We start from the raw sequence: 18,486 nt of genomic DNA, 5'->3' as shown, positions 1-18,486 counted from the left end.
GCCCACCAGGGGCCGCTAGAATTTATGCAACCAGTTCAACACCAACTTATCTCCTTCGGTACGGTTCTCGGCGTCCTGCTCGAAGTAGGCATTGACCGACAGCACGTCCTCCTTGCGAAAGACATAATTGAACCCTGGCCCAATCGCCCAGACTTTCTCTCGGCGCCCGCTGACGTCGTGGCCATCGACCTGAGTGTCGGTGAACTGCTTGAGCCAATAGCCGTTGAGCCCGACACTGAGTCGATCGGTCAGGGCATACTGCAATGTCAGGTTGGCATGCAGGGCCTGGCCGGCCTGGGTATCGGAGACATCACCGAAACTGGCCGAAGGGTCGTCGTTCTTGCCGTTCCACAAATACATGAAGCGTCCGCTTGCCGACCATTTGGGCGTGAACCAGTAGGTGGCGGCATAATACGGATTGAACGCCCAGAAGTTGCTGCCCGGATTGATCGAGCGATTGCGGTTGTAGGCGCCGACCGGCATCGATACGTCCACTTCGACGCGTTGGGTCAGTAAAGGGCTGCCATCGGCGCGGGTCAGTGTCGGCAATTGCAGGAAGGCACCGACGACCAGGTCGCCAAAACCCTCTCGTGAACTCAAGGCCGCGTTGTTCAGCCCATCGTCCACATCCACGTGGACCAGGGAGGTGTTGATCAATGTGAACCCTGGCATGGCGCCGTTGGCGCGGGGTTGGCCGACGTAGATGATCTGGGTGGTCGGCGCGAAGACCTCCACGGTTTGCTTGGGCAACGGCAGTTTATTGCCGTGGGCATCATTGAAACGATTGGCCTTGGAGTACGTCAGGTACTCCTCCAGATACCAACCGGGGCCGGCCGGCGCGGGGGAACCATCGTAGAAACTGGTACTGCCCAGATTGAGACCAGGCAGGTCATACGCATGAACGAGCGGCGACAGCGCCACCAGAATCGGGGCAGCAGCCATCCGCAAGATAGGCTTGAGCATCTTGTGAGTCCTGTATTTTTGTTGTTATTGGAGACCCGGCACCGCACCCACAGCACCGGGTTACATCACCGCGACGACGCTATATGTAGGTCGCCGCCAGCCCGCCATCCACCGGCAGGTTGACCCCGTTGACCCAGCGCGCGGCGTCAGAACAGAGAAAGGCGATCACCGCCGCCACCTCATCGGCCAGGGCCGGACGCTTCATGCGATGACTGTCCCGGGCCACGCGTTCCTCGCCGAGCATGCTGACGAAATCCCCGAGAATCGGCGTGAACACCGGCCCCGGCGCCACACAGTTGACCCGCACCGAATGTTCGGCAAACCACTGTTGTGCCTTCTGGTAAGTCCAGACGATCAACGCTTCCTTGAAGTATTGGTAACAGGTTGCCTGCTCCACCGGGTTAGCCGCGAGCCACTGCTGCCCTGCCGCGTAACTCTCGGTGGCAGCCAAAGCCTTGTGCAGGGCCAGCCGTTCCGGCCACTGTCCCCCCAGGATCGAGGCAACGTTGACGATGCTGCCCCCCGGTGCGATTCGCGGCAGCAAGGCTTCGGTGAGGTGACGCAGGCCCAGGTAATTGACCTTGGCCACGGCTTGTACCGGCGCAGTCCCTGGCACGCCGGCGATGTTGCACAGCCCGTCGATCTGCTGCGGCAAGCGCGCCATCAGGGCATCGATGTTTTCAGGATCGCCCAGGTCGGCCTGGAAAAAACCGTCCACGGTCAGTTGCGGCTCATGACGATCGACTCCGATCACCCGGGCACCCTGGAAACGCGCCAGGCGCGCCAGTTCCGCGCCGATGCCGGACGCCACTCCTGTCACCACCAGGGTTTTGTTAAGCAGGTTCATGTTCAAGCCCTCTTATTGTTGTATAGGCATATCGATGGAACAGCGTCAGAACGGATAAATCGGCGCAGTGTCTTTCACCGTCACCCATTGCCACTGCGTGTATTCATCCCAGTCCGCCGGGCCGCCGACGCTGCCGCCGTTACCCGAGGCACCGCGCCCACCGAAAGGGTTGACGCACTCATCGGCAACGGTCTGGTCATTGATGTGCAGCATGCCGCACTGGAGTTTTTCACCGATGGCCATGGCCCGGCCCACCGACGGTGAAATGATCGCCGCCGCCAGACCGTACTCGGTGCGATTGGCCAACTCGATGGCTTCGTCATCGGTGGCAAAGCTGACCACCGTCGCCACGGGCCCGAAGACCTCCTCGTCGAAGGCGCGCATGCCTGGCTTCACACCACTGAGCACCGTGGCCTGGTAGAACAGCCGATCGTGGTCGCCGCCCACCTCGAGCCGGGCGCCGGCGCGTACGGTGTCGCTGACGATGTCGTGGACCCGTTGCAACTGGCGCTGATTGATCAGCGGCCCCAACGCGGCTTCGCCCTGGGCGGCGTTGCCGACGGTCAGGGCCCGGGCTTTTTCCACCAGCTTGCGGGTCAGTTCTGCGGCGATGGATTCATGGGCGAGGATCAACCCGGTAGCCATGCAAATCTGCCCTTGATGCAGCCAGGCGCCCCAGGCCGCGTTCCGGGCCGCGAGGTCGAGGTCGGCGTCTTCAAGAATGATCAGCGGATTCTTGCCGCCCAGCTCCAGGGCGACCTTCTTCAGGTTGCGCCCGGCCACTTCAGCGACCTTGCGACCAGCGCCAGTGGAACCGGTAAAGGCGATCATCCGCACGTTAGGGTCGCGGCACAGCGCTTCACCGACATCCGCCGCGCCGGGCAACACTTGCAACAAGCCCTTGGGCAGGCCTGCCGCCTCGAACAACCGAGCGATGAGGAAACCGCCACTGACCGGGGTCTGCGGATCCGGCTTGAGCACCACCGCGTTGCCCGCCGCCAGGGCTGGCGCGACGGAACGCATGGACAGCACCAGGGGAAAGTTGAAGGGCGAAATCACCCCGACCACGCCATGGGGCTGGCGACGCGCATAGGACAGGCGCCCCGCTTCACTGGGCAGGACCACCCCATGAGCCTGGGATAACAGGCCGGCGGCCTGATGCAACAGCACGATGGCTTCGCGCACCTCGTGCTGCCCCTTGAACAGCGCGGCGCCGGTTTCCCGGGCCACGTACAGCGCCAGCTCTTCGAAGACCTGCTCGGCCACGTCAGCGGCCTTGCGAAAGATCGCCGCGCGTTGCCGCGGCCCCAGCGCCGCCCAGGCCGGCTGCGCCAGGGCGGCGTCGCGACTGGCCTTGGCGATGTCGGCGGCGTCAGCCGTGGCACTGCGCATCATCACCTCGCCGGTGGCCGGTTCAATGATCGATTGCAGCGGGCCCGAGGCAGGCACCCAGTCACCGTTGAAGACACATTCCGACCCGATCACCTGGGATAACAGGTGGCTTTTGGATGCAGACATTTAACACTCCCGGCTCTTTGTTGTTGTCATCGTTTGCCGCACCTGGAAGGTATCGACGCAAACGCCGTGCAAGTGCTTGAGCAAGCGCTGTGCCGGTTTTGCCCGCAGACGTTGATAACCCTGGCGCAGGGCTCTGGATCAACGTTCTGCGCCGCAAGCAAGGGGCCTGGTGCATCTGCCAGCCTGGCCGTTGGCCAGCTCCCGCTTGTTCATTTGATAAAGTTATGCTTAATAACTATCTCGCCAGATGATCATTTCGATCACCCGCCATCAGGGGCATAACAATGAATAATCCCCACTGCCAGTTGCCGGATCACCGGATCGCCACCGAGCATTTCCATCCACGAGGCGACAGCGACGAACTGACCGACAGCAGTTCACCGACGTCGGCAGAACTGACCGATTGCCTGTTCTTTTCCCCTGACGATGGCCGTATCTGGCTCAACGACCAGCGCATGTTGCTGCTGCACAGTTCATCCTTCGGCGCGTTACGCCGGGAAATCATCGAACGCCAGGGCCTGGAACAGGCCCGTGGCATGCTCACCCGCACCGGCTACACCTCCGGCGCCCGGGATGCCCGGCTGATCCGCGAACGCTGGCCCCACGCCGATGCCGCTGCGGTTTTTCGCGCCGGCACGCATCTGCACACCCTGGAAGGCATGACCAAGGTCGAGCCGCTGCATTTCAAGTTCGATGCCGACTCAGGGTTCTATGAAGGCGAGTTTCTCTGGCACCACTCCTGTGAAGCCGACGAGCATGTCGCCGCTTATGGCACCGGGCAGGACCCGGTGTGCTGGACCGAGCTGGGCTACGCCATCGGCTTCGTCAGCGGGCTGTTCGGGCAACTGGTGATTTTCCGCGAAGTGGAATGCCGAGGCATGGGCCATGAACGCTGCCGAGTCGTCGGCAAGACCGCCGAGCAATGGGGTGATGTCGAGCAAGACCTGAATTACCTCAACGCCTCACAACCGTCAGTCGTCACCCGCGACGCCCCCCATTCCGACAACGTTGCCGGAGCCATCCCGCTACCTGACAGCGAGCAGCCGCTGATCGGTGCCAGCGCCGCCTTCAACGCCGCGACCCAGGCCTTGCAGCGGGTGGCCTTGACCCCCGCCACGGTGCTTATCAGCGGCGAATCCGGCGTCGGCAAGGAGATGTTCGCCCGCCAGTTGCATCAACTGAGTCGCCGACACGAAGGCCCATTCATCGCCCTCAACTGTGCGGCCATCCCCGACAACCTGATCGAGGCCGAACTGTTTGGTGTCGAGCGCGGAGCCTACACCGGGGCCACCCATTCACGCCCCGGTCGTTTCGAGCGAGCCCATGGCGGCACGCTGTTCCTCGACGAGATCACCTGCCTGAGCCTGGCCGGGCAAGGCAAGTTGCTGCGCGCCTTGCAGGAACGGGAAATCGAGCGGATCGGTGGCGGCCACGGCATCAAGGTCGATGTGCGGGTCGTGGCGGCCACCAACATCGACCTGCGCAAGGCCGTGGCCGACGGCGCGTTCCGTGAAGACCTGTTCTACCGCCTCAACGTCTACCCCATCGCCCTGCCACCCTTGCGCGAGCGTCGGGATGACATACCGTTGCTGATCAATGCCTTTCTCAAGCGCTTTTGCCAGGAATATGGCCGTACCCCCATGGGCCTGACCATGCGCGCCCTGAAGGTCCTGCTGCGCTATGACTTTCCAGGCAACGTGCGGGAATTGCAGAACCTCATCGAGCGCGGCCTGATTGCCAGCGAGGAAGGCCAGGCGATTGACCTGGTCCACTTGTTTCGCAATGAGCAAATGCCGGTAGCGGCTTATTCCGTGGACCACCACGGCGGTCTCTCGCCAGTGGGCCTGGCCGCCAACGATGCCGCGCAAAAACCGGCGCTGCTCCAGTCCCTCAGCCAATTGGACTCGGACTTCTCCATTGACGGCCTGGAATCACGGCTGATCAACGAAGCCCTGCAACTGAGCAGCGGCAACCTGGCAGCGGCCGCACGCTCATTGGGACTGAGCCGGGCGCAGTTTGCCTATCGACTGAAGAAGCACCAGAAGGCTATCCCAGACTGAATGTCGGACCTGTGGAAGCGAACAGGCTCGCTCCCACATTGGTGGGTTTCTGGGTGGCTACAAGGTCTGTGTCCACCCACAAACCGCTCAATCGGTGGTGCTCGCCGCCAGTACAGCGAGCGTGCCGCGCTTGGGGTTCCAGATGCTCAGGCACCAGACGCCCCACCACTCCAGGCCATCGTCGAAATAATCCTGTCCCATCCGCTGGCGCAGGGATGCGCTGGCCTGCTGTTCAACGACGCTCAACATGACAGTCTCCAGAAGCGCCCCGCCTGTACTCGCTGGGGGTCTGGTTCATCTCGATACGGAAATGCCGGTTGAAGTTGGACAGGTTGTTGTAGCCCACTTCAAAACAGATATCGGTCACTGGCATTTCACTCTGCAACAGCAAGCGACAGGCCCGCTGGACCCGCAGCTTGCGCATCAAGTCGATGAAGCCGTGTCCGGTGATGCGCTTGAAGAACCGCGAGAAGCCAGGCTCGCTCATGTCCAACTGACGGGCGATCACCGACAGGCGCAGGTCGCCGGTGAGTTCGGCTTGCAGATACTCAAAGGCTTTATGGATGCGCTCGGAACTGCGCGCATCGAGGATTGGCGCGTAGCAAGGGCTCGCCAGGCTCAGGACCTCGTCGCCAGAGGCCTGGTTGAGGATCTGCAGCAGTTCCAGGAACAGCGTCAACCGCGCCAGCCCCTGGGCCGGGCCGATGGCTTGCAGCAGGTGCGCGGCTTGCAACGCCGTATCGCCGCCAAAGGCCAGGCCACGGCGGGCGCGTTCGAACAATCCGTGCAGGTCCCCCAATTCGGGCAGGGTTCGGCGCAAGGCCAGCAGCGCCGCGCCATCGAACTGCAACACCACGTCGCGCCCAGGCAGGTGCTCGCCCGGCGCCAGGTCCCCCATCCAGTCGTGGGGCAAGTGCGGGCCAATCATCGCCACATGGCCAGGGCCAAAGGGGCCAATGTAGTCGCCCGCCAACAGTCTGCCGCTCCCCTGGCGGATCAGGTGGATTTCAAATTCAGGATGATGGTTCCAGCGCGCCATCGGGTACGGATAGTCGTGCTCGTACCAGCGAAAACTGTGTTCGGGCTCGGGCAGGATGACTTCCAGTTCGGCGGGTCGCTGCTCGAACAGGGGCGTTCGGTGATCAGGCATGTCGCGCCTCTTTTAGCGTTATAGCAGGCACCTTACGCCGAGTGCGCAGCCGTTCGCCAGTCTTGGCCTGACCGCCCGCCGATACTTTTTTAACCTGCGCCGGCCGCCCTCAAGGGCGTTAAAAAAGTATCAGCGCGCGATCCTCCCCGCGTTTGTCGGCCTCCACGGGCGCTGCTGTAATCGGCTTGCCACAGATCACGCTCGACCAGGCACTGGCCTCGGTGCAATCGAGTACCGAGCAGGAGATGGAGCGGGCTGGGTGTCCCAAGAAGTAACCATTGGCACCCGTTCTGTAGCGAGGGGATTTATCCCCACTGGGCAGCGCGGCAGCCCTCAAAAAAGCGCGACTTGATCAACCCGACACACCAATTGCCTGGTCCGGGGCTGCTTCGCAGCCCAGCGAGGATAAATCCCCTCGCCACAAAAGATATCAGCGCTCTCCCGTTATTGATTTCACTCCAAGAGGCCCCACCCATGAAACGACTGGAAGGAAAAAGTGCCCTGGTAACCGGTGCCGCCCGTGGCATCGGCAGGACGTTCGCCCAGGCTTATATCAACGAAGGCGCCACGGTAGCGATTGCCGATATCGACCTCGAGCGGGCCCGGGCCACTGCCGCCGAACTGGGCAACAGCGCCTATGCGGTCAAAATGGACGTGACGGACCAGGCCTCGATCGACCAGGCCATCGAGGCGGTGGTGGCCCGGGCAGGCAAGCTGGATATCCTGATCAACAACGCCGCGCTGTTCGACCTGGCGCCCATCGTGGAGATCACGCGCCAGAGCTACGAGCGGCTGTTTTCCATCAACGTCGCCGGCACGCTGTTCACCCTGCAGGCGGCGGCGCGGCAGATGATCCACCAGGGCCATGGCGGCCGGATCATCAACATGGCCAGCCAGGCCGGCCGGCGTGGCGAAGCCTTGGTGGCGGTCTATTGCGCCACCAAGGCGGCGGTGATCAGCCTGACCCAGTCCGCCGGTTTGGACTTGATCAAGCATCGGATCAATGTCAACGCCATCGCCCCCGGCGTGGTGGATGGCGAGCATTGGGATGGCGTGGACGCACTGTTCGCCCGCCACGAGAACCTGCCGCTGGGGGAAAAGAAGCGTCAGGTCGGGCAGCAAGTGCCGTATGGCCGGATGGGGACCGCGCAGGACCTCACCGGAATGGCGATTTTCCTGGCCTCGGCGGAGAGCGAATACGTAGTGGCGCAGACCTACAACGTCGACGGCGGTAACTGGATGAGCTGATAATCCGCGTTTTTATGGCCTTGAAAGGACGGAAATGGACTTATTCGCCGGAAAATAGATCCCACTACTTGAGGATCATCCCGAACGCTACCCAACGGTGCCGTTCCAAGGGATTTCAAGAGAGCGTGAATACCGTTGCCCCAGCGGGGCAAAAATTGCGCATCATAGGCGCCGTCCGCTCAAGGGAGATTTACATGCGTGCCATTTCATCCGTCATGGGTCTTGTCGTGCTGTCGCTGGGCCTGGTGTTCACCACCAGTGCCACGGCCACCGAAGAGACGCAACTGGTCGAGTCCATCAACCTCTACCGCAGCCAGTCCCAAAGCTGTGCCGGCCAGGCCTCGCTGGAGTTGCCACCGCTGGCGATGGATTCGCGGCTGATCCTGTCGGCCAATGGCATCGGCGACTTGCAGCAGGCGCTGGCGCGGGCGGCCTATCCAATGGTCAACGTGCAGGCCATCAGCCTGTCCGGGCCGCGCGATGCGCAATCGGCCATGAAAGCCGTCCAGGAAAGCTTCTGCCAGGTGGTGCTCGACCCGCAGTTCATCGACATCGGCGTCAGCCGCCTGGATCGCGAATGGCGCATCGTGCTGGCACGCCCACTGCTGTCGGCGCGCCTCGGTGACTGGCAAGCCGAGGGCCAGAAACTGCTGAAGCTGATCAACAGCGCCCGCGCCCAGCCGCGTCGCTGCGGCACCGAAACCTTCGCCGCCACCACACCGCTGGCCTGGAACGCCACCCTGGCCCTGGCCGCCGTGAATCACACCCGGGCCATGGCCAACAACAATTTCTTCGATCACAAGGACCGCGACAACCGCATGCCGGGCGACCGCGCCGAACTGGCGGGCTATCTCGGCCAGTTGATCGGCGAAAACATCGCCGCCGGGCAGGACACGGCCCTGAAAGTGGTGGACGGCTGGCTGGCCAGTCCCGGGCATTGCGCCAACCTGATGAACCCGCAATTCCGCGAATTGGGCGCCGGGTATGCGACCGATCCGAAGAGTGACGCAGGGATTTATTGGACGGCGATGTTTGGCACCCAATAGCGCGATGGCAGGGCCACCGCCATCGCGAGCAGGCTCGCTCCCACAAGTTTTTTGGTGTTCATGGGAACGATGCGGTACGCCATCGACCTCAATGCCGGCTACTGGCGCCGTCCTGCCGCAGCGTCAGCCGCAAATGCCGCATGAACTGGCTCAACGACGGTGACTGGGCCACGGGTTTGCGTTGCAACAGGCCGATCGAACGCTTGCCGGGCTGGTCGATGGCGATCACCGCGCATTGCTCACCGATAAAGAGGTATTGATTCTACCTGCTTCCCCGGCTACTGGTGCTGCACCTGCACCATCGAGCTCACCTGCACCCGCGCCTGCATCTGCTCCGCGCCACCGCCGCGGCGCATGCCACGTACCGGGCAGGCGTCGAGGTAGTCCAGGCCGACCGCCAGTTTCAGGTGGCGATCGGGAACAGTCAGGCGGTTGGTCACGTCGAAGCTGTACCAGCCGTCATCCAGCCAGGCTTCGGCCCAGGCGTGGCTTGCCAGATGGCTTTCATCGTCGGTGCACAAATAGCCGGAAACATAGCGCGCGGGAATGCCCAGGCTGCGGGCGCAGGCCAGGAACGCGTGAGTATGGTCCTGGCAGACCCCCGCCCCGCCGGCGAACGCCTCGGCGGCGGTACTGTTGACCGCTGTCGTGCCGGGGCTGTAAGGCATCCGCGCCGCCAGCCCGTTCATCAGATCGGTCAAGGCCGAACGATCGCGCCGCCCTGCGCATTGCTCGATGGCGAAGGCGCTGAGGGTCTCATCTGCCTGGGTGAGGCGGCTGGTGCGCAAAAACGGCAGTGGCGACTGGTGGTCAGGCTCCATCGCTATCGACTGATGGATTTCCACCTCGCCATAGGCCGTCAATACCAAAGCCCCATGGGGCTCGTCCATGGTCATCACGTGCAGGATGTTGCCGTAAGGGTCGATCTGGCTGCGCACCAGCCGCGGCAGTTCCAAGTGCCATTCAAGGATGCGCTGGCGCTGGCTGTCCTTGGGGGTCAGGCGCAGGAACTGGATACTGGTACACACTTCATCGGCATAGCTGTAGGTGGTGTCGTGGCGTATGGACAGTTTCATACGACCTCCAGATAAGACTCATGAACGGTCTGGCCCAAGTGACGGATCTGGCCAATGAGGTCGGTCAACCATTGATGCAGGCCCGAGGCAAGGATCTCGTCGATCCCGGAATAGCGCAGGCGCGCATTCAGCTCGGCGGCCAGGCGTTGCGCCGGCCGACCGTTGTTGCCCGGCAGGCTGGCGAGGATATGGTCCAGTTCCTCGATACAGGCATGCAGCGAGCGCGGCACATCGGCGCGCAACAGCAACATCTCCGAGACCTGTTCGGCGTTGGGCGCGTTGCGGTAGATCTCGTTGAACGCCTCGAACGAAGACAGCGCGCGCAACAAGGCACTCCACTGGTAATAACCGCGGGCCGAGTTGTCGCTGACCTCCTCCGATTCCTCGCCAAACATTTCATAACGCGCATCCAGCAGGCGCAGGGTGTTGTCCGCCCGCTCGATAAAGGTCCCCAGGCGAATGAAACAATAAGCGTCATTGCGCATGATCGTGCCTGACGTCGCACCACGGAACAGGTGCGAACGTTCCTTGACCCACTCGCAGAAATGGCTGATGCCGTAGCGGCCCAGGCCATTGCTGGCGATGTTGCGCATTTCCAGCCAGGTGGCGTTGATGTTCTCCCACATGTCGGCGGTGATGCGTCCGCGCACCGCGTGGGCATTGGTCCGCGCCGCCCGCAGGCAGCTGTAGATACTGCCGGGATTGGTTTCATCCAGTGCGAAGAAATGCAGCATGCGCTCGGTGTTGAGCGCGTCGTAACGGGCGTTGTAGTCGTCCAGCGTACCGGCCGCCAGCAGCGACATCGCCAGCTCGGCATGGCCGTCACTGCGCCCGGCCTGGGGCATCAGCGACAGCGAATAGCTGACTTCAAGCATGCGCGCCAGGTTCTCGGCGCGCTCCAGGTAGCGGGACATCCAATAGAGGTCCGAAGCAGTTCTTGAAAGCATGTCTTAGTCCTCCACGACCCAAGTGTCTTTGGTGCCACCGCCCTGGGACGAGTTCACCACCAGCGAGCCCTCGCGCAGCGCCACGCGGGTCAGGCCGCCAGGCACCAGGCGGGTTTCCTGGCCCGACAGCACGAACGGACGCAGGTCGATGTGGCGCGGCGCAATGCCGCTCTCGACAAAGGTCGGGCACGTGGACAGGCTCAAGGTCGGCTGGGCGATATAGGCTTCCGGACGGGCCTTGAGGCGTGCGCGGAAATCTTCGATCTCCGCCGCGCTGGCGGCCGGCCCGACCAGCATGCCGTAGCCGCCGGAGCCCTGGGTTTCCTTGACCACCAGATCAGGCAGGTTGGCCAGTACATGGGACAGGTCCTGGGGCTTGCGACACTGCCAGGTGGGTACGTTCTTCAGGATCGGTTCTTCGGTGAGGTAGAAGCGGATCATCTCGTCGACGTAGGGGTAGATCGACTTGTCATCGGCCACGCCGGTGCCGACCGCGTTCGCCAGTACCACATTGCCCGCGCGGTACACGGCGATCAGCCCCGGCACGCCCAACATCGAATCGGGGTTGAACGACAGCGGGTCGAGGTAGGCATCGTCAAGGCGACGATAAATCACGTCCACCTGCCGGGGGCCGGCGGTGGTGCGCATATACACGTGGTCGTCACGTACGAACAGATCGGCACCTTCCACCAGCTCCACACCCATTTCGCGGGCCAGGAACGCGTGCTCGAAATAGGCACTGTTGAAGCGCCCCGGGGTCAGCACCACGGCGGTGGGATTTTCGAGGGGGCTCGAGCTCTTGAGGGTATCGAGCAGCAGGTTCGGGTAATGGTCGATGGGGGCCACGCGCTGGGCGGCGAAGAGTTCGGGGAACAGGCGCATCATCATCTTGCGGTCTTCGAGCATGTAGCTCACGCCGCTGGGTGTGCGCAGGTTGTCCTCCAGCACGTAGTAGCTGCCGTCACCGTCGCGAACCAGGTCGACACCGGCGATATGAGCGTAAATGCCCCGGTGCAGGTTCAGGCCCTGCATCGCGATCTGATAGCCCTCGTTGGCCAGTACCTGCTCGGGCGGAATGATGCCTTCCTTGAGGATGTGTTGCCCGTGGTAGATGTCGGCCAGGAACATGTTCAAGGCCTGGACCCGCTGAATGCAGCCTCGCTCGACCATCTGCCATTCACTGGCCTTGATGCTGCGAGGAATGATGTCGAACGGAATCAACCGTTCAGTGCCCTGCTCGTCTCCGTAGAGAGTGAAGGTGATACCGGCTCGGTGGAACAGCAGGTCGGCCTCACGGCGGCGTTGCTCAAGCAGTTCAAGCGGCGTGTCCGCCAACCAGCGTGAGAAGGCTTGGTAATGCGGGCGGCAGTCACCCTTCGCGTCATACATTTCATTAAAAAAAGCGTGGGGCATAGCCAACTCCCAGCCGCGTTCTACACGGCATTTCTTATCACTTCGTCATTCCAATGATCCGGCCTTGCTTTGTTTTAATGAGCCCTGTTTCTCTGAGCACCTCGATAGGCATGGGTCTCTGGTCTGGCCTTTGCGTCTGGATGACGTGTGCCCCCTGGTTAAATCCGCGTGATACATGACTCCTTTAGGTTGGGTTTCCTTCAAGCGGTAGCAAAGGCTGTGCCTAAGCGCAGCGAATCGGATCCGGATTGGAAAAAGCGCCTTGAAAGTGCGCCATGGCGAAATTTGTTTTCATTTCTGCGACAAAAGCTTCTTTAAAGGCTGAAACGTTTATTTCGGCTTCTTCCTACATGTCCCGGAACGGGTCGAATCGGTGCAATAAGGTAGGGAGCAGCCGCCGGACGCCCTGAAATGGGGAAATTTATACTCACTGGCCGACAACCCCCTCAAAAGCGAACACCTCATCTGTGGGAGCAAGGCTTGCCCGCGATGACGATGACACATTCAGCATCTCGGTAACAGGCACATCGCTTTCGCGAGTAAGCCCGCGAGCGAGCTTGCTCGCGATGGCCATCGAACTGAAACAAGCATGTCAAATGTGACAATTTCCCCCACTACCCCGCCGCCGTCCCGCTCCCCCCTATTAACGGCTGACAAAGCCACTTAACTTACCGCGCAAACGGATCAACTCTGATTAAGGATGATGCGCGTGGGGGTTTATCGGTTGCTGTTGGCCCTGCTGGTGGCGGTTTCGCATATGGGCGTGACGTTCATGGGTCTTAACCCCGGCGTCGTTGCCGTGGTGTCCTTCCTGATCATCAGCGGTTTTGTGATGACCTCGTTGATCGAGAGGAACTACAACAGCCCGGGCCAAATCGGCCTGTTCTACATGGATCGACTGCTGAGGCTGTACCCGCAGTTTTTGGTGTACTTCGTCCTGTCCTGCGCGGTGATCCATTTCCTGCTGCCGGGAACACCCCAGGCAGCGGCACTGACCTTCGAAAACATCGCCACCAGCCTGCCGATCCTGCCGTTGGGCTTCTACATGTTCGGCATCACCGTGCCCGAGATCCTGCCACCCGGCTGGTCCCTGGGCCTGGAAATGTGCTTTTACCTGCTCATTCCGTTCCTGATCCTCTACAAGATGCGGGGTATCGCTTTTGCGGCGTCCGTGACGGTGTTCATGCTCGCCTCGCTGGGCTATCTCAACACTGACATCTACGGCTACCGCCTGCTACCCGGTGTATTGTTCATTTTCCTTTGCGGCAGTTACCTGTATCGGGCCCAGGCCAAGGGACTGTGGGTCGTGTCCCTCACCCTGCTCGTTGCGGCGTTGATGTTCCTGAGCATTGTCGTGGGGATCATTCCCCGTCGGCCTTTCAACGCCGAGGTGACCCTGGGCATCGCCCTGGGTCTGCCGGCGGTGTTTTTGCTCAGCAAGCTGAAGCATCACCGCCTGGACGAGTTCCTGGGCAATATCAGCTACGGCGTGTTCCTCAACCACTTTGTGGTGATGTACGTGTTGCGAGCATTCTGGCCGGTCGAATACAGCGCCCTGATCATCACCGCGGTGCTGGTGCTGTCGTTCGCGTTGAGTGGCGTGTCGTACTACGGGGTCGAGCGGCCGGCACTTAAGCTTCGCCACGCGCTGAGGGCGGGCGCTAAATACCGTGGGGCGCAAGGTCCCATCGGCGGCACAGTGGCCTAGTCGCTGACAGCGGTTCAAAAAATGCCCGGGATTCAGGTCCCGGGCATTTTGCATTTCAACGCCACGAAGTCAGAACGTCACACTGGCGCTCAACTTGGCGGTACGCGGCTCGCCGACGTTGACCTGCAACTGACTGCCGGTGGAGGACGGGTAGTACTGCTTGTCGAACAGGTTGTCGACGTTCAGTTGCAACGAAGTCTTGTGCCCCAATACCGGCGACTCCCAACGCAGGAAAGCGTCGGCGACGGTGTAGCTGCTGAGCCAGAAATCGTTGGCGTTGTTGGCGGCGCGTTCGCCAACATAACGCGCACCGGCACCGGCGTGCCAGGCGCCGAATTCGGCAGGTACGTTCAAGTGGTGGCTCAAGTACAGGCTGGCGGTGTGCTTGGGTGCGTCAGCGAGGCGATGGCCTTCATCATCCGGATCGTCGAGGATTTCCGTGTGGGTGTAGGCGTAGGTGCCAATCAGGTCCCAACGCTCGGACAGGCGACCGGTGATGTCCAGTTCCAGGCCTTGGGAACCGACTTTGCCGGCGGCTTCCGACAGGGTCACGCCATTGACCGTAGAGGACGTCACGACGTTTTTCTTGACGATGTCGAACAACGCGAGGTTGATGTTCAAGCCTGGGAGCGGATCGTACTTGGCACCGACCTCATAGCTGCGGCCCTCCTCCGGGTCGAAGGTCTTGCCGGCGTCGTCCACGGTGTCATTGGGCTTGAACGAACGGCTGTAGTTACCGTACAGCGACAAAGTGTCGGTGGCTTTGTAAACCAGGCCGAGGAACGGCACGAAGGCGTCACCGTTGTCATCGCGATTGACGTCATAATCCTTGCCTAAACCTTGATCGCTGTACTGGTCGTAGTGTTGATAACGACCTCCGAACACCAGAATCCAACGGTCATCCAGATGCCAGTTATCCTTCAAATAGATCGAACTGGAATTCAACTGGTTGCGCAGATCACTGTCGGTAGAGCTGACCAGGCTTGGCTCTGGTAGATTGCCGTAGACCGGCGAAGTGATATCGAAACCAGGCTGAACTTTCCCACGGTAAGTCTTGCCCCGGAACTGATCGGACACCTGATTATCAATGCCAACCAACAGGTCATGACGCTGGCCGAACAAGTCCTGCTTACCCATGAAATCCCAGCTGGCGTAACGGGTCTCATCATCGTAATGAGCGCCATTGGCCCGTCGGCTCAACATATTTCCAGTCAGGGTCCCAGGCTGCGCAATCGAAAGACTGTACCGATCATTGTTCCAACCATAGGTCACCCGGGTCTTCCACGCCTCGCTCAACTCATACTCGAACCGCGCCGTCGCCGTTTCGCGAATCCCCACGCTCTTGGCCCACGGCTCATCGAGACGCTTGTCGTAGTCGATGTCCACCGGATGCCCATTCCTGAACACCGTGCCCCGGTCAAACGGATTGGAATATTCGTTGTATTCATAACTCAGGTTCAACGAAGCCCGCTCCCCTGTCCAGGCCAAGGACGGCGCCACCAGCGTGCTCTCGTTGACGCCGTAGTTGCGCCAGTAATCCTCATGCCCGCGTTCGGCAATCAGGCGATACGCCAGGCCGGTATCGCCCAACGGTCCGGTGGTATCCAGGGCCATGGTGCCGCCACCTTCGCTGTAGGCCGAGCCGCTCAAGGTGGTGCTCTGGGTGTACTCCGGCTTCTTGCTGATGATGTTGACCAAGCCACCGGGTTCCAGCGCGCCGTACAGCATCGAGGCCGGGCCCTTGAGCACTTCGACCCGCTCGGTGGTGGCACTGAAGTTGTGCCCCAGGTTCGAACGCACGCCGTCGCGCAGGATCGAGCCATCGTCGTTGGTGCCGAAACCACGCTTGACCAGCGAGTCCCGCGAGCCGCCCAGGGTATTGCCCTGGCTGACGCCGCTGACGAACTTCATCGCATCGTTCAGCGAGCGCACCTGGTAGTCCGCCAAGGTCTGCTGGGTCACCACGTTGATCGATTGCGCCTCTTCCTTGATCGGTACATCGCTCTTGCTCGCCGTACTGGCTTGCGACGTCGTATAGCCCTCGTCCTGAGTGACGCGACTGCCCTGGATGTCCGTGGCGGGCAGCTCGAGAGAGTCCTGCGCCCACAATGGGCTTGCAATGAAGCAGCAAGACAAGGTTGGCAATACACACTTGATGAAGACATTGCGATTTGCGAGGGAGGTGGAACGATTCAAGACGCGCACTCATGGAAGGGACGTTAATGAGAGCAAATATACTTTGAGAATCATTCCCAGTAAATCTTTTGTATCAAATGATGATCATCTCAAACCTCGTGTGAGCGGGCTTGTTCCCACAGAGTGATATCAAATAGCCCCATCATCCTAAAGCTTTTGCGCACGCGGTCGAATGTATTCCATTGAGAGATTTTTTCGCCCAGGAGCGGTGGCATGCAGACGTTGAAGGCCTTGTACGAGTCTATCGAGATGCAATTTTTCGATACGCTCACCAAAAAGCTGTCGAGCCTTTTCCTACTGGTGCTGGTCAGCGGCTTGCTGTACTGGGTGGCCCTCAGCGCTCGTGCCGAGATTCTGCTGCAACTACGCAACGCGCAGCTGGATGGCGCCTTGCTGGGGCAGATCGAAGGCCGGCTCGACAGCCTCACCCATGCCCTGCTCTTCGGCGCGTTCCTGACACTGGCCATGATCAGCTTCATGGTCTGGTATTTCCGCCACCTGATCGTGCGTCCCGTCACCGCCATGACCAAGGCCCTGGAAGAGATCGCCAACGGCGAAGGCGACTTGTCCAAGGACCTGCCGCTGGTGACTCACGACGAGATCCGCGTGCTGGCCGGCACCTGCAACCGTTTCCTGGCCAAGCAGCGAGAAATCATCAGCAACGTCCAGGCACTGACCGTGCACATCGCCGTCGAGTCGGCCCGCTCGTTGAAGAACATCAGCGACTCCAGCGACAGTGCCACCCACCAGGCCCGCTTCGCCAAGGAAGTGATGGACCAGAGCAACACCGCCGTGGGCCGTATCGAAGAAGTCTCGCGCCAGACCCAGGGCATCTCCAGCACCACCGCCCAGAACCTGAGCATGGCCCGCGACTCCTACGCCGAACTGCTGGAAGTGACCGGCAACATCAGCGAAATTTCCAACAGCCTCGGAGAATTCGCCACGCTGGTGAGTGCCTTGAACCAGCGCTCCTCAAGCATCAAGTCGATTGTCGGGTTGATCCAGCAGATCTCTGCCCAGACCAACCTGCTGGCCCTCAATGCCGCCATCGAAGCCGCCCGGGCCGGCGAAAGCGGCCGTGGTTTCGCGGTGGTGGCCGATGAGGTGCGGACCCTGGCACAAAACGTCAGCCGGGCCACCGATGATATCTCGCGCAACATCGACGCCATGCTCGACGAAGTCAGCTCCACCCACGAGCAAACCACCCAGATCAGCCACAGCGCCCGGGAAACCCAGAAAGTGGTGGAGCGCGCCTCCGGTCATTTTGAAAGCATGATTGGCGATTTCGAGTCCACCAACGGCAAGTTGGCGGACATCGCCACCCATATCCAGCAGTTCGCCGACAGCAACACAGGAATCAACGAACGGGTCACCCAGATCCACGCCGACAGCCAGTTGATCGACCAGCGCATGCAGCATTCGGCGACGGCCACCCGCGACCTGTCCGGCGTGGCCGAAAAGGTCCAGGCGCTGCTGGGTCGCTTTGTGCTCGGCCACGGCAAGCTGGACGCCGCCATCACCCGCGCCAGCGAGTGCCGCGACACCCTCCAGGTCCACCTGGAGGCGCTGCAACGCGAAGGCCTGAACCTGTTCGATCAGAATTACCAACTGATTCCCGGCACCGATCCCAAGCAGTACATGGCCAGCTATACCGAACGCTTTGCCCAGGTCTGCCAGGAAGAATGCGACAAACTCACCCGCGGCACGCCGGGCGGCAAGGTTTCGTTCATTGTCGACAGCAAGGGTTATTGCCCGGTGAACAACAGCTGGGTCTCGAAGCCGCCGACCGGCGACCGGGCGGTGGATTTGCCGGTGTGCCGCAACAAGCGGATCTTCAACGACCCGATCGGTTTGCGCGCGGCGGGCAACGTCCAGCGCTTCCTGCTGCAGACCTACCTGCGCGATACCGGGGAAATCATGACCGAGATCGACGTCCCATTCTTCTTCGGCGGCCGCCATTGGGGCAACCTGCGGGTGGGGTTCGATGCGGCGGTGTTGCTGGCGGAGTGATGGTGCGGTAACACGACTCCTGAGCCCGCTCCCACAAGGAATCTGTGCTGTATGCAAACCCTGAGCCCCCCCAAAACAACTGTGGGAGCGGGCTTGCTCGCGAAAGCGGTGGATCAGCCACATGATCTGCTAACTGACACTACGCCTTCGCGAGCAAGCCCGCTCCCACAAGGGGATTACCTCAACCCAAGCGGTGCTTCAACAGCACTTGGGCCCACCCTTGCCACCGTAACGGGCCTCCTGGCGTTCGCGGAAGAACGCCTCGTAGTCCATCAACGGTTTGTCCGGGTGTTTGGTCTGCATA

The 18,486-nt window shown here is 61.3% G+C and carries 16 protein-coding genes; 5 read left to right on the top strand and 11 right to left on the bottom strand.

Annotated elements, in window-relative coordinates; translation table 11 throughout:
* Nucleotides 1-15: 15 nt before the first annotated feature.
* The 3 genes from AC30D9_RS00080 to AC30D9_RS00070 form a co-directional block, all read right to left on the bottom strand.
* Nucleotides 16-963, bottom strand: a complete 948-nt coding sequence (locus tag AC30D9_RS00080; RefSeq protein WP_134924173.1) for a SphA family protein — start codon at nt 961-963, stop codon at nt 16-18.
* A gap of 79 nt (nt 964-1,042) precedes the next feature.
* Nucleotides 1,043-1,810 carry a coniferyl-alcohol dehydrogenase gene (locus tag AC30D9_RS00075; RefSeq protein WP_490143141.1) on the bottom strand — a complete coding sequence of 256 codons (768 nt, stop codon included), beginning with the start codon at nt 1,808-1,810 and terminating at the stop codon, nt 1,043-1,045.
* A 45-nt stretch (nt 1,811-1,855) separates the two neighbouring features.
* Nucleotides 1,856-3,328, bottom strand: a complete 1,473-nt coding sequence (locus AC30D9_RS00070) for a benzaldehyde dehydrogenase (protein ID WP_490143140.1) — start codon at nt 3,326-3,328, stop codon at nt 1,856-1,858.
* Between the two features lie 284 nt (nt 3,329-3,612).
* Here AC30D9_RS00070 and AC30D9_RS00065 point away from each other — a divergent pair, with 284 nt between their 5' ends.
* Nucleotides 3,613-5,388 (top strand): sigma-54-dependent Fis family transcriptional regulator, encoded by a 1,776-nt coding sequence (locus tag AC30D9_RS00065; RefSeq protein ID WP_134924170.1) that lies wholly within the window; start codon nt 3,613-3,615, stop codon nt 5,386-5,388.
* An 87-nt stretch (nt 5,389-5,475) separates the two neighbouring features.
* Here the strand turns inward: AC30D9_RS00065 and AC30D9_RS00060 are convergent, their stop codons facing one another.
* Complete coding sequence (locus tag AC30D9_RS00060; protein WP_490143139.1) at nt 5,476-5,637, bottom strand: hypothetical protein; 162 nt, start codon at nt 5,635-5,637, stop codon at nt 5,476-5,478.
* Complete coding sequence (locus AC30D9_RS00055; RefSeq protein ID WP_490143138.1) at nt 5,621-6,538, bottom strand: AraC family transcriptional regulator; 918 nt, start codon at nt 6,536-6,538, stop codon at nt 5,621-5,623. The genes AC30D9_RS00060 and AC30D9_RS00055 overlap by 17 nt, the downstream gene beginning before the upstream one ends.
* A gap of 474 nt (nt 6,539-7,012) precedes the next feature.
* On the opposite strand from AC30D9_RS00055, the gene AC30D9_RS00050 reads away from it, so the two are divergent.
* Nucleotides 7,013-7,786, top strand: coding sequence for an L-iditol 2-dehydrogenase (locus AC30D9_RS00050; protein WP_307572402.1), 774 nt, complete (start codon nt 7,013-7,015; stop codon nt 7,784-7,786).
* A gap of 194 nt (nt 7,787-7,980) precedes the next feature.
* Nucleotides 7,981-8,832 (top strand): CAP domain-containing protein, encoded by an 852-nt coding sequence (locus tag AC30D9_RS00045; RefSeq protein WP_490143137.1) that lies wholly within the window; start codon nt 7,981-7,983, stop codon nt 8,830-8,832.
* A gap of 88 nt (nt 8,833-8,920) precedes the next feature.
* Here AC30D9_RS00045 and AC30D9_RS00040 read toward each other — a convergent pair whose 3' ends face one another.
* Genes AC30D9_RS00040 through AC30D9_RS00025 form a run of 4 tightly spaced genes read right to left on the bottom strand, consistent with a single transcriptional unit; the run spans nt 8,921 to nt 12,268 of the window.
* Nucleotides 8,921-9,061, bottom strand: a complete 141-nt coding sequence (locus tag AC30D9_RS00040; protein WP_307572404.1) for a hypothetical protein — start codon at nt 9,059-9,061, stop codon at nt 8,921-8,923.
* A 49-nt stretch (nt 9,062-9,110) separates the two neighbouring features.
* A complete protein-coding gene (locus AC30D9_RS00035; RefSeq protein WP_134924166.1) occupies nt 9,111-9,908 on the bottom strand; it encodes a transglutaminase family protein in 798 nt (265 codons plus the stop codon).
* Nucleotides 9,905-10,855, bottom strand: a complete 951-nt coding sequence (locus AC30D9_RS00030) for an alpha-E domain-containing protein (RefSeq protein ID WP_003201699.1) — start codon at nt 10,853-10,855, stop codon at nt 9,905-9,907. The genes AC30D9_RS00035 and AC30D9_RS00030 overlap by 4 nt, the downstream gene beginning before the upstream one ends.
* 3 nt (nt 10,856-10,858) lie before the next feature.
* Entirely contained in the window at nt 10,859-12,268 is a 1,410-nt protein-coding gene (locus AC30D9_RS00025) for a circularly permuted type 2 ATP-grasp protein (RefSeq protein ID WP_307572405.1), read from the bottom strand.
* Nucleotides 12,269-12,977: 709 nt separating this feature from the next.
* Here AC30D9_RS00025 and AC30D9_RS00020 point away from each other — a divergent pair.
* Nucleotides 12,978-13,976, top strand: coding sequence for an acyltransferase family protein (locus tag AC30D9_RS00020; protein WP_134924164.1), 999 nt, complete (start codon nt 12,978-12,980; stop codon nt 13,974-13,976).
* A gap of 69 nt (nt 13,977-14,045) precedes the next feature.
* Here AC30D9_RS00020 and AC30D9_RS00015 read toward each other — a convergent pair whose 3' ends face one another.
* A complete protein-coding gene (locus AC30D9_RS00015; RefSeq protein ID WP_490143136.1) occupies nt 14,046-16,172 on the bottom strand; it encodes a TonB-dependent siderophore receptor in 2,127 nt (708 codons plus the stop codon).
* Nucleotides 16,173-16,385: 213 nt separating this feature from the next.
* Here AC30D9_RS00015 and AC30D9_RS00010 point away from each other — a divergent pair, with 213 nt between their 5' ends.
* A complete protein-coding gene (locus AC30D9_RS00010) occupies nt 16,386-18,182 on the top strand; it encodes a methyl-accepting chemotaxis protein (RefSeq protein WP_490143135.1) in 1,797 nt (598 codons plus the stop codon).
* Nucleotides 18,183-18,380: 198 nt separating this feature from the next.
* Here the strand turns inward: AC30D9_RS00010 and AC30D9_RS00005 are convergent.
* Nucleotides 18,381-18,486, bottom strand: a 106-nt coding sequence (locus AC30D9_RS00005) for a CstA-like transporter-associated (seleno)protein (RefSeq protein ID WP_490143715.1), incomplete at its 5' end; no start/stop codon positions are given.

It is taken from the genome of Pseudomonas sp. DF11, assembly GCF_058148565.1.
Note: the sequence above shows the minus strand (reverse complement) of the source record. Positions and strands in the feature narration are given on the sequence as shown.

Coding starts and splice junctions, on each gene's coding strand:
- AC30D9_RS00080 (WP_134924173.1), bottom strand. CDS start 963: ATGCTCAAGCCTATCTTGCGGATGGCTGCTGCCCCGATTCTGGTGGCG.
- AC30D9_RS00075 (WP_490143141.1), bottom strand. CDS start 1,810: ATGAACCTGCTTAACAAAACCCTGGTGGTGACAGGAGTGGCGTCCGGC.
- AC30D9_RS00070 (WP_490143140.1), bottom strand. CDS start 3,328: ATGTCTGCATCCAAAAGCCACCTGTTATCCCAGGTGATCGGGTCGGAA.
- AC30D9_RS00065 (WP_134924170.1), top strand. CDS start 3,613: ATGAATAATCCCCACTGCCAGTTGCCGGATCACCGGATCGCCACCGAG.
- AC30D9_RS00060 (WP_490143139.1), bottom strand. CDS start 5,637: ATGTTGAGCGTCGTTGAACAGCAGGCCAGCGCATCCCTGCGCCAGCGG.
- AC30D9_RS00055 (WP_490143138.1), bottom strand. CDS start 6,538: ATGCCTGATCACCGAACGCCCCTGTTCGAGCAGCGACCCGCCGAACTG.
- AC30D9_RS00050 (WP_307572402.1), top strand. CDS start 7,013: ATGAAACGACTGGAAGGAAAAAGTGCCCTGGTAACCGGTGCCGCCCGT.
- AC30D9_RS00045 (WP_490143137.1), top strand. CDS start 7,981: ATGCGTGCCATTTCATCCGTCATGGGTCTTGTCGTGCTGTCGCTGGGC.
- AC30D9_RS00035 (WP_134924166.1), bottom strand. CDS start 9,908: ATGAAACTGTCCATACGCCACGACACCACCTACAGCTATGCCGATGAA.
- AC30D9_RS00030 (WP_003201699.1), bottom strand. CDS start 10,855: ATGCTTTCAAGAACTGCTTCGGACCTCTATTGGATGTCCCGCTACCTG.
- AC30D9_RS00025 (WP_307572405.1), bottom strand. CDS start 12,268: ATGCCCCACGCTTTTTTTAATGAAATGTATGACGCGAAGGGTGACTGC.
- AC30D9_RS00010 (WP_490143135.1), top strand. CDS start 16,386: ATGCAGACGTTGAAGGCCTTGTACGAGTCTATCGAGATGCAATTTTTC.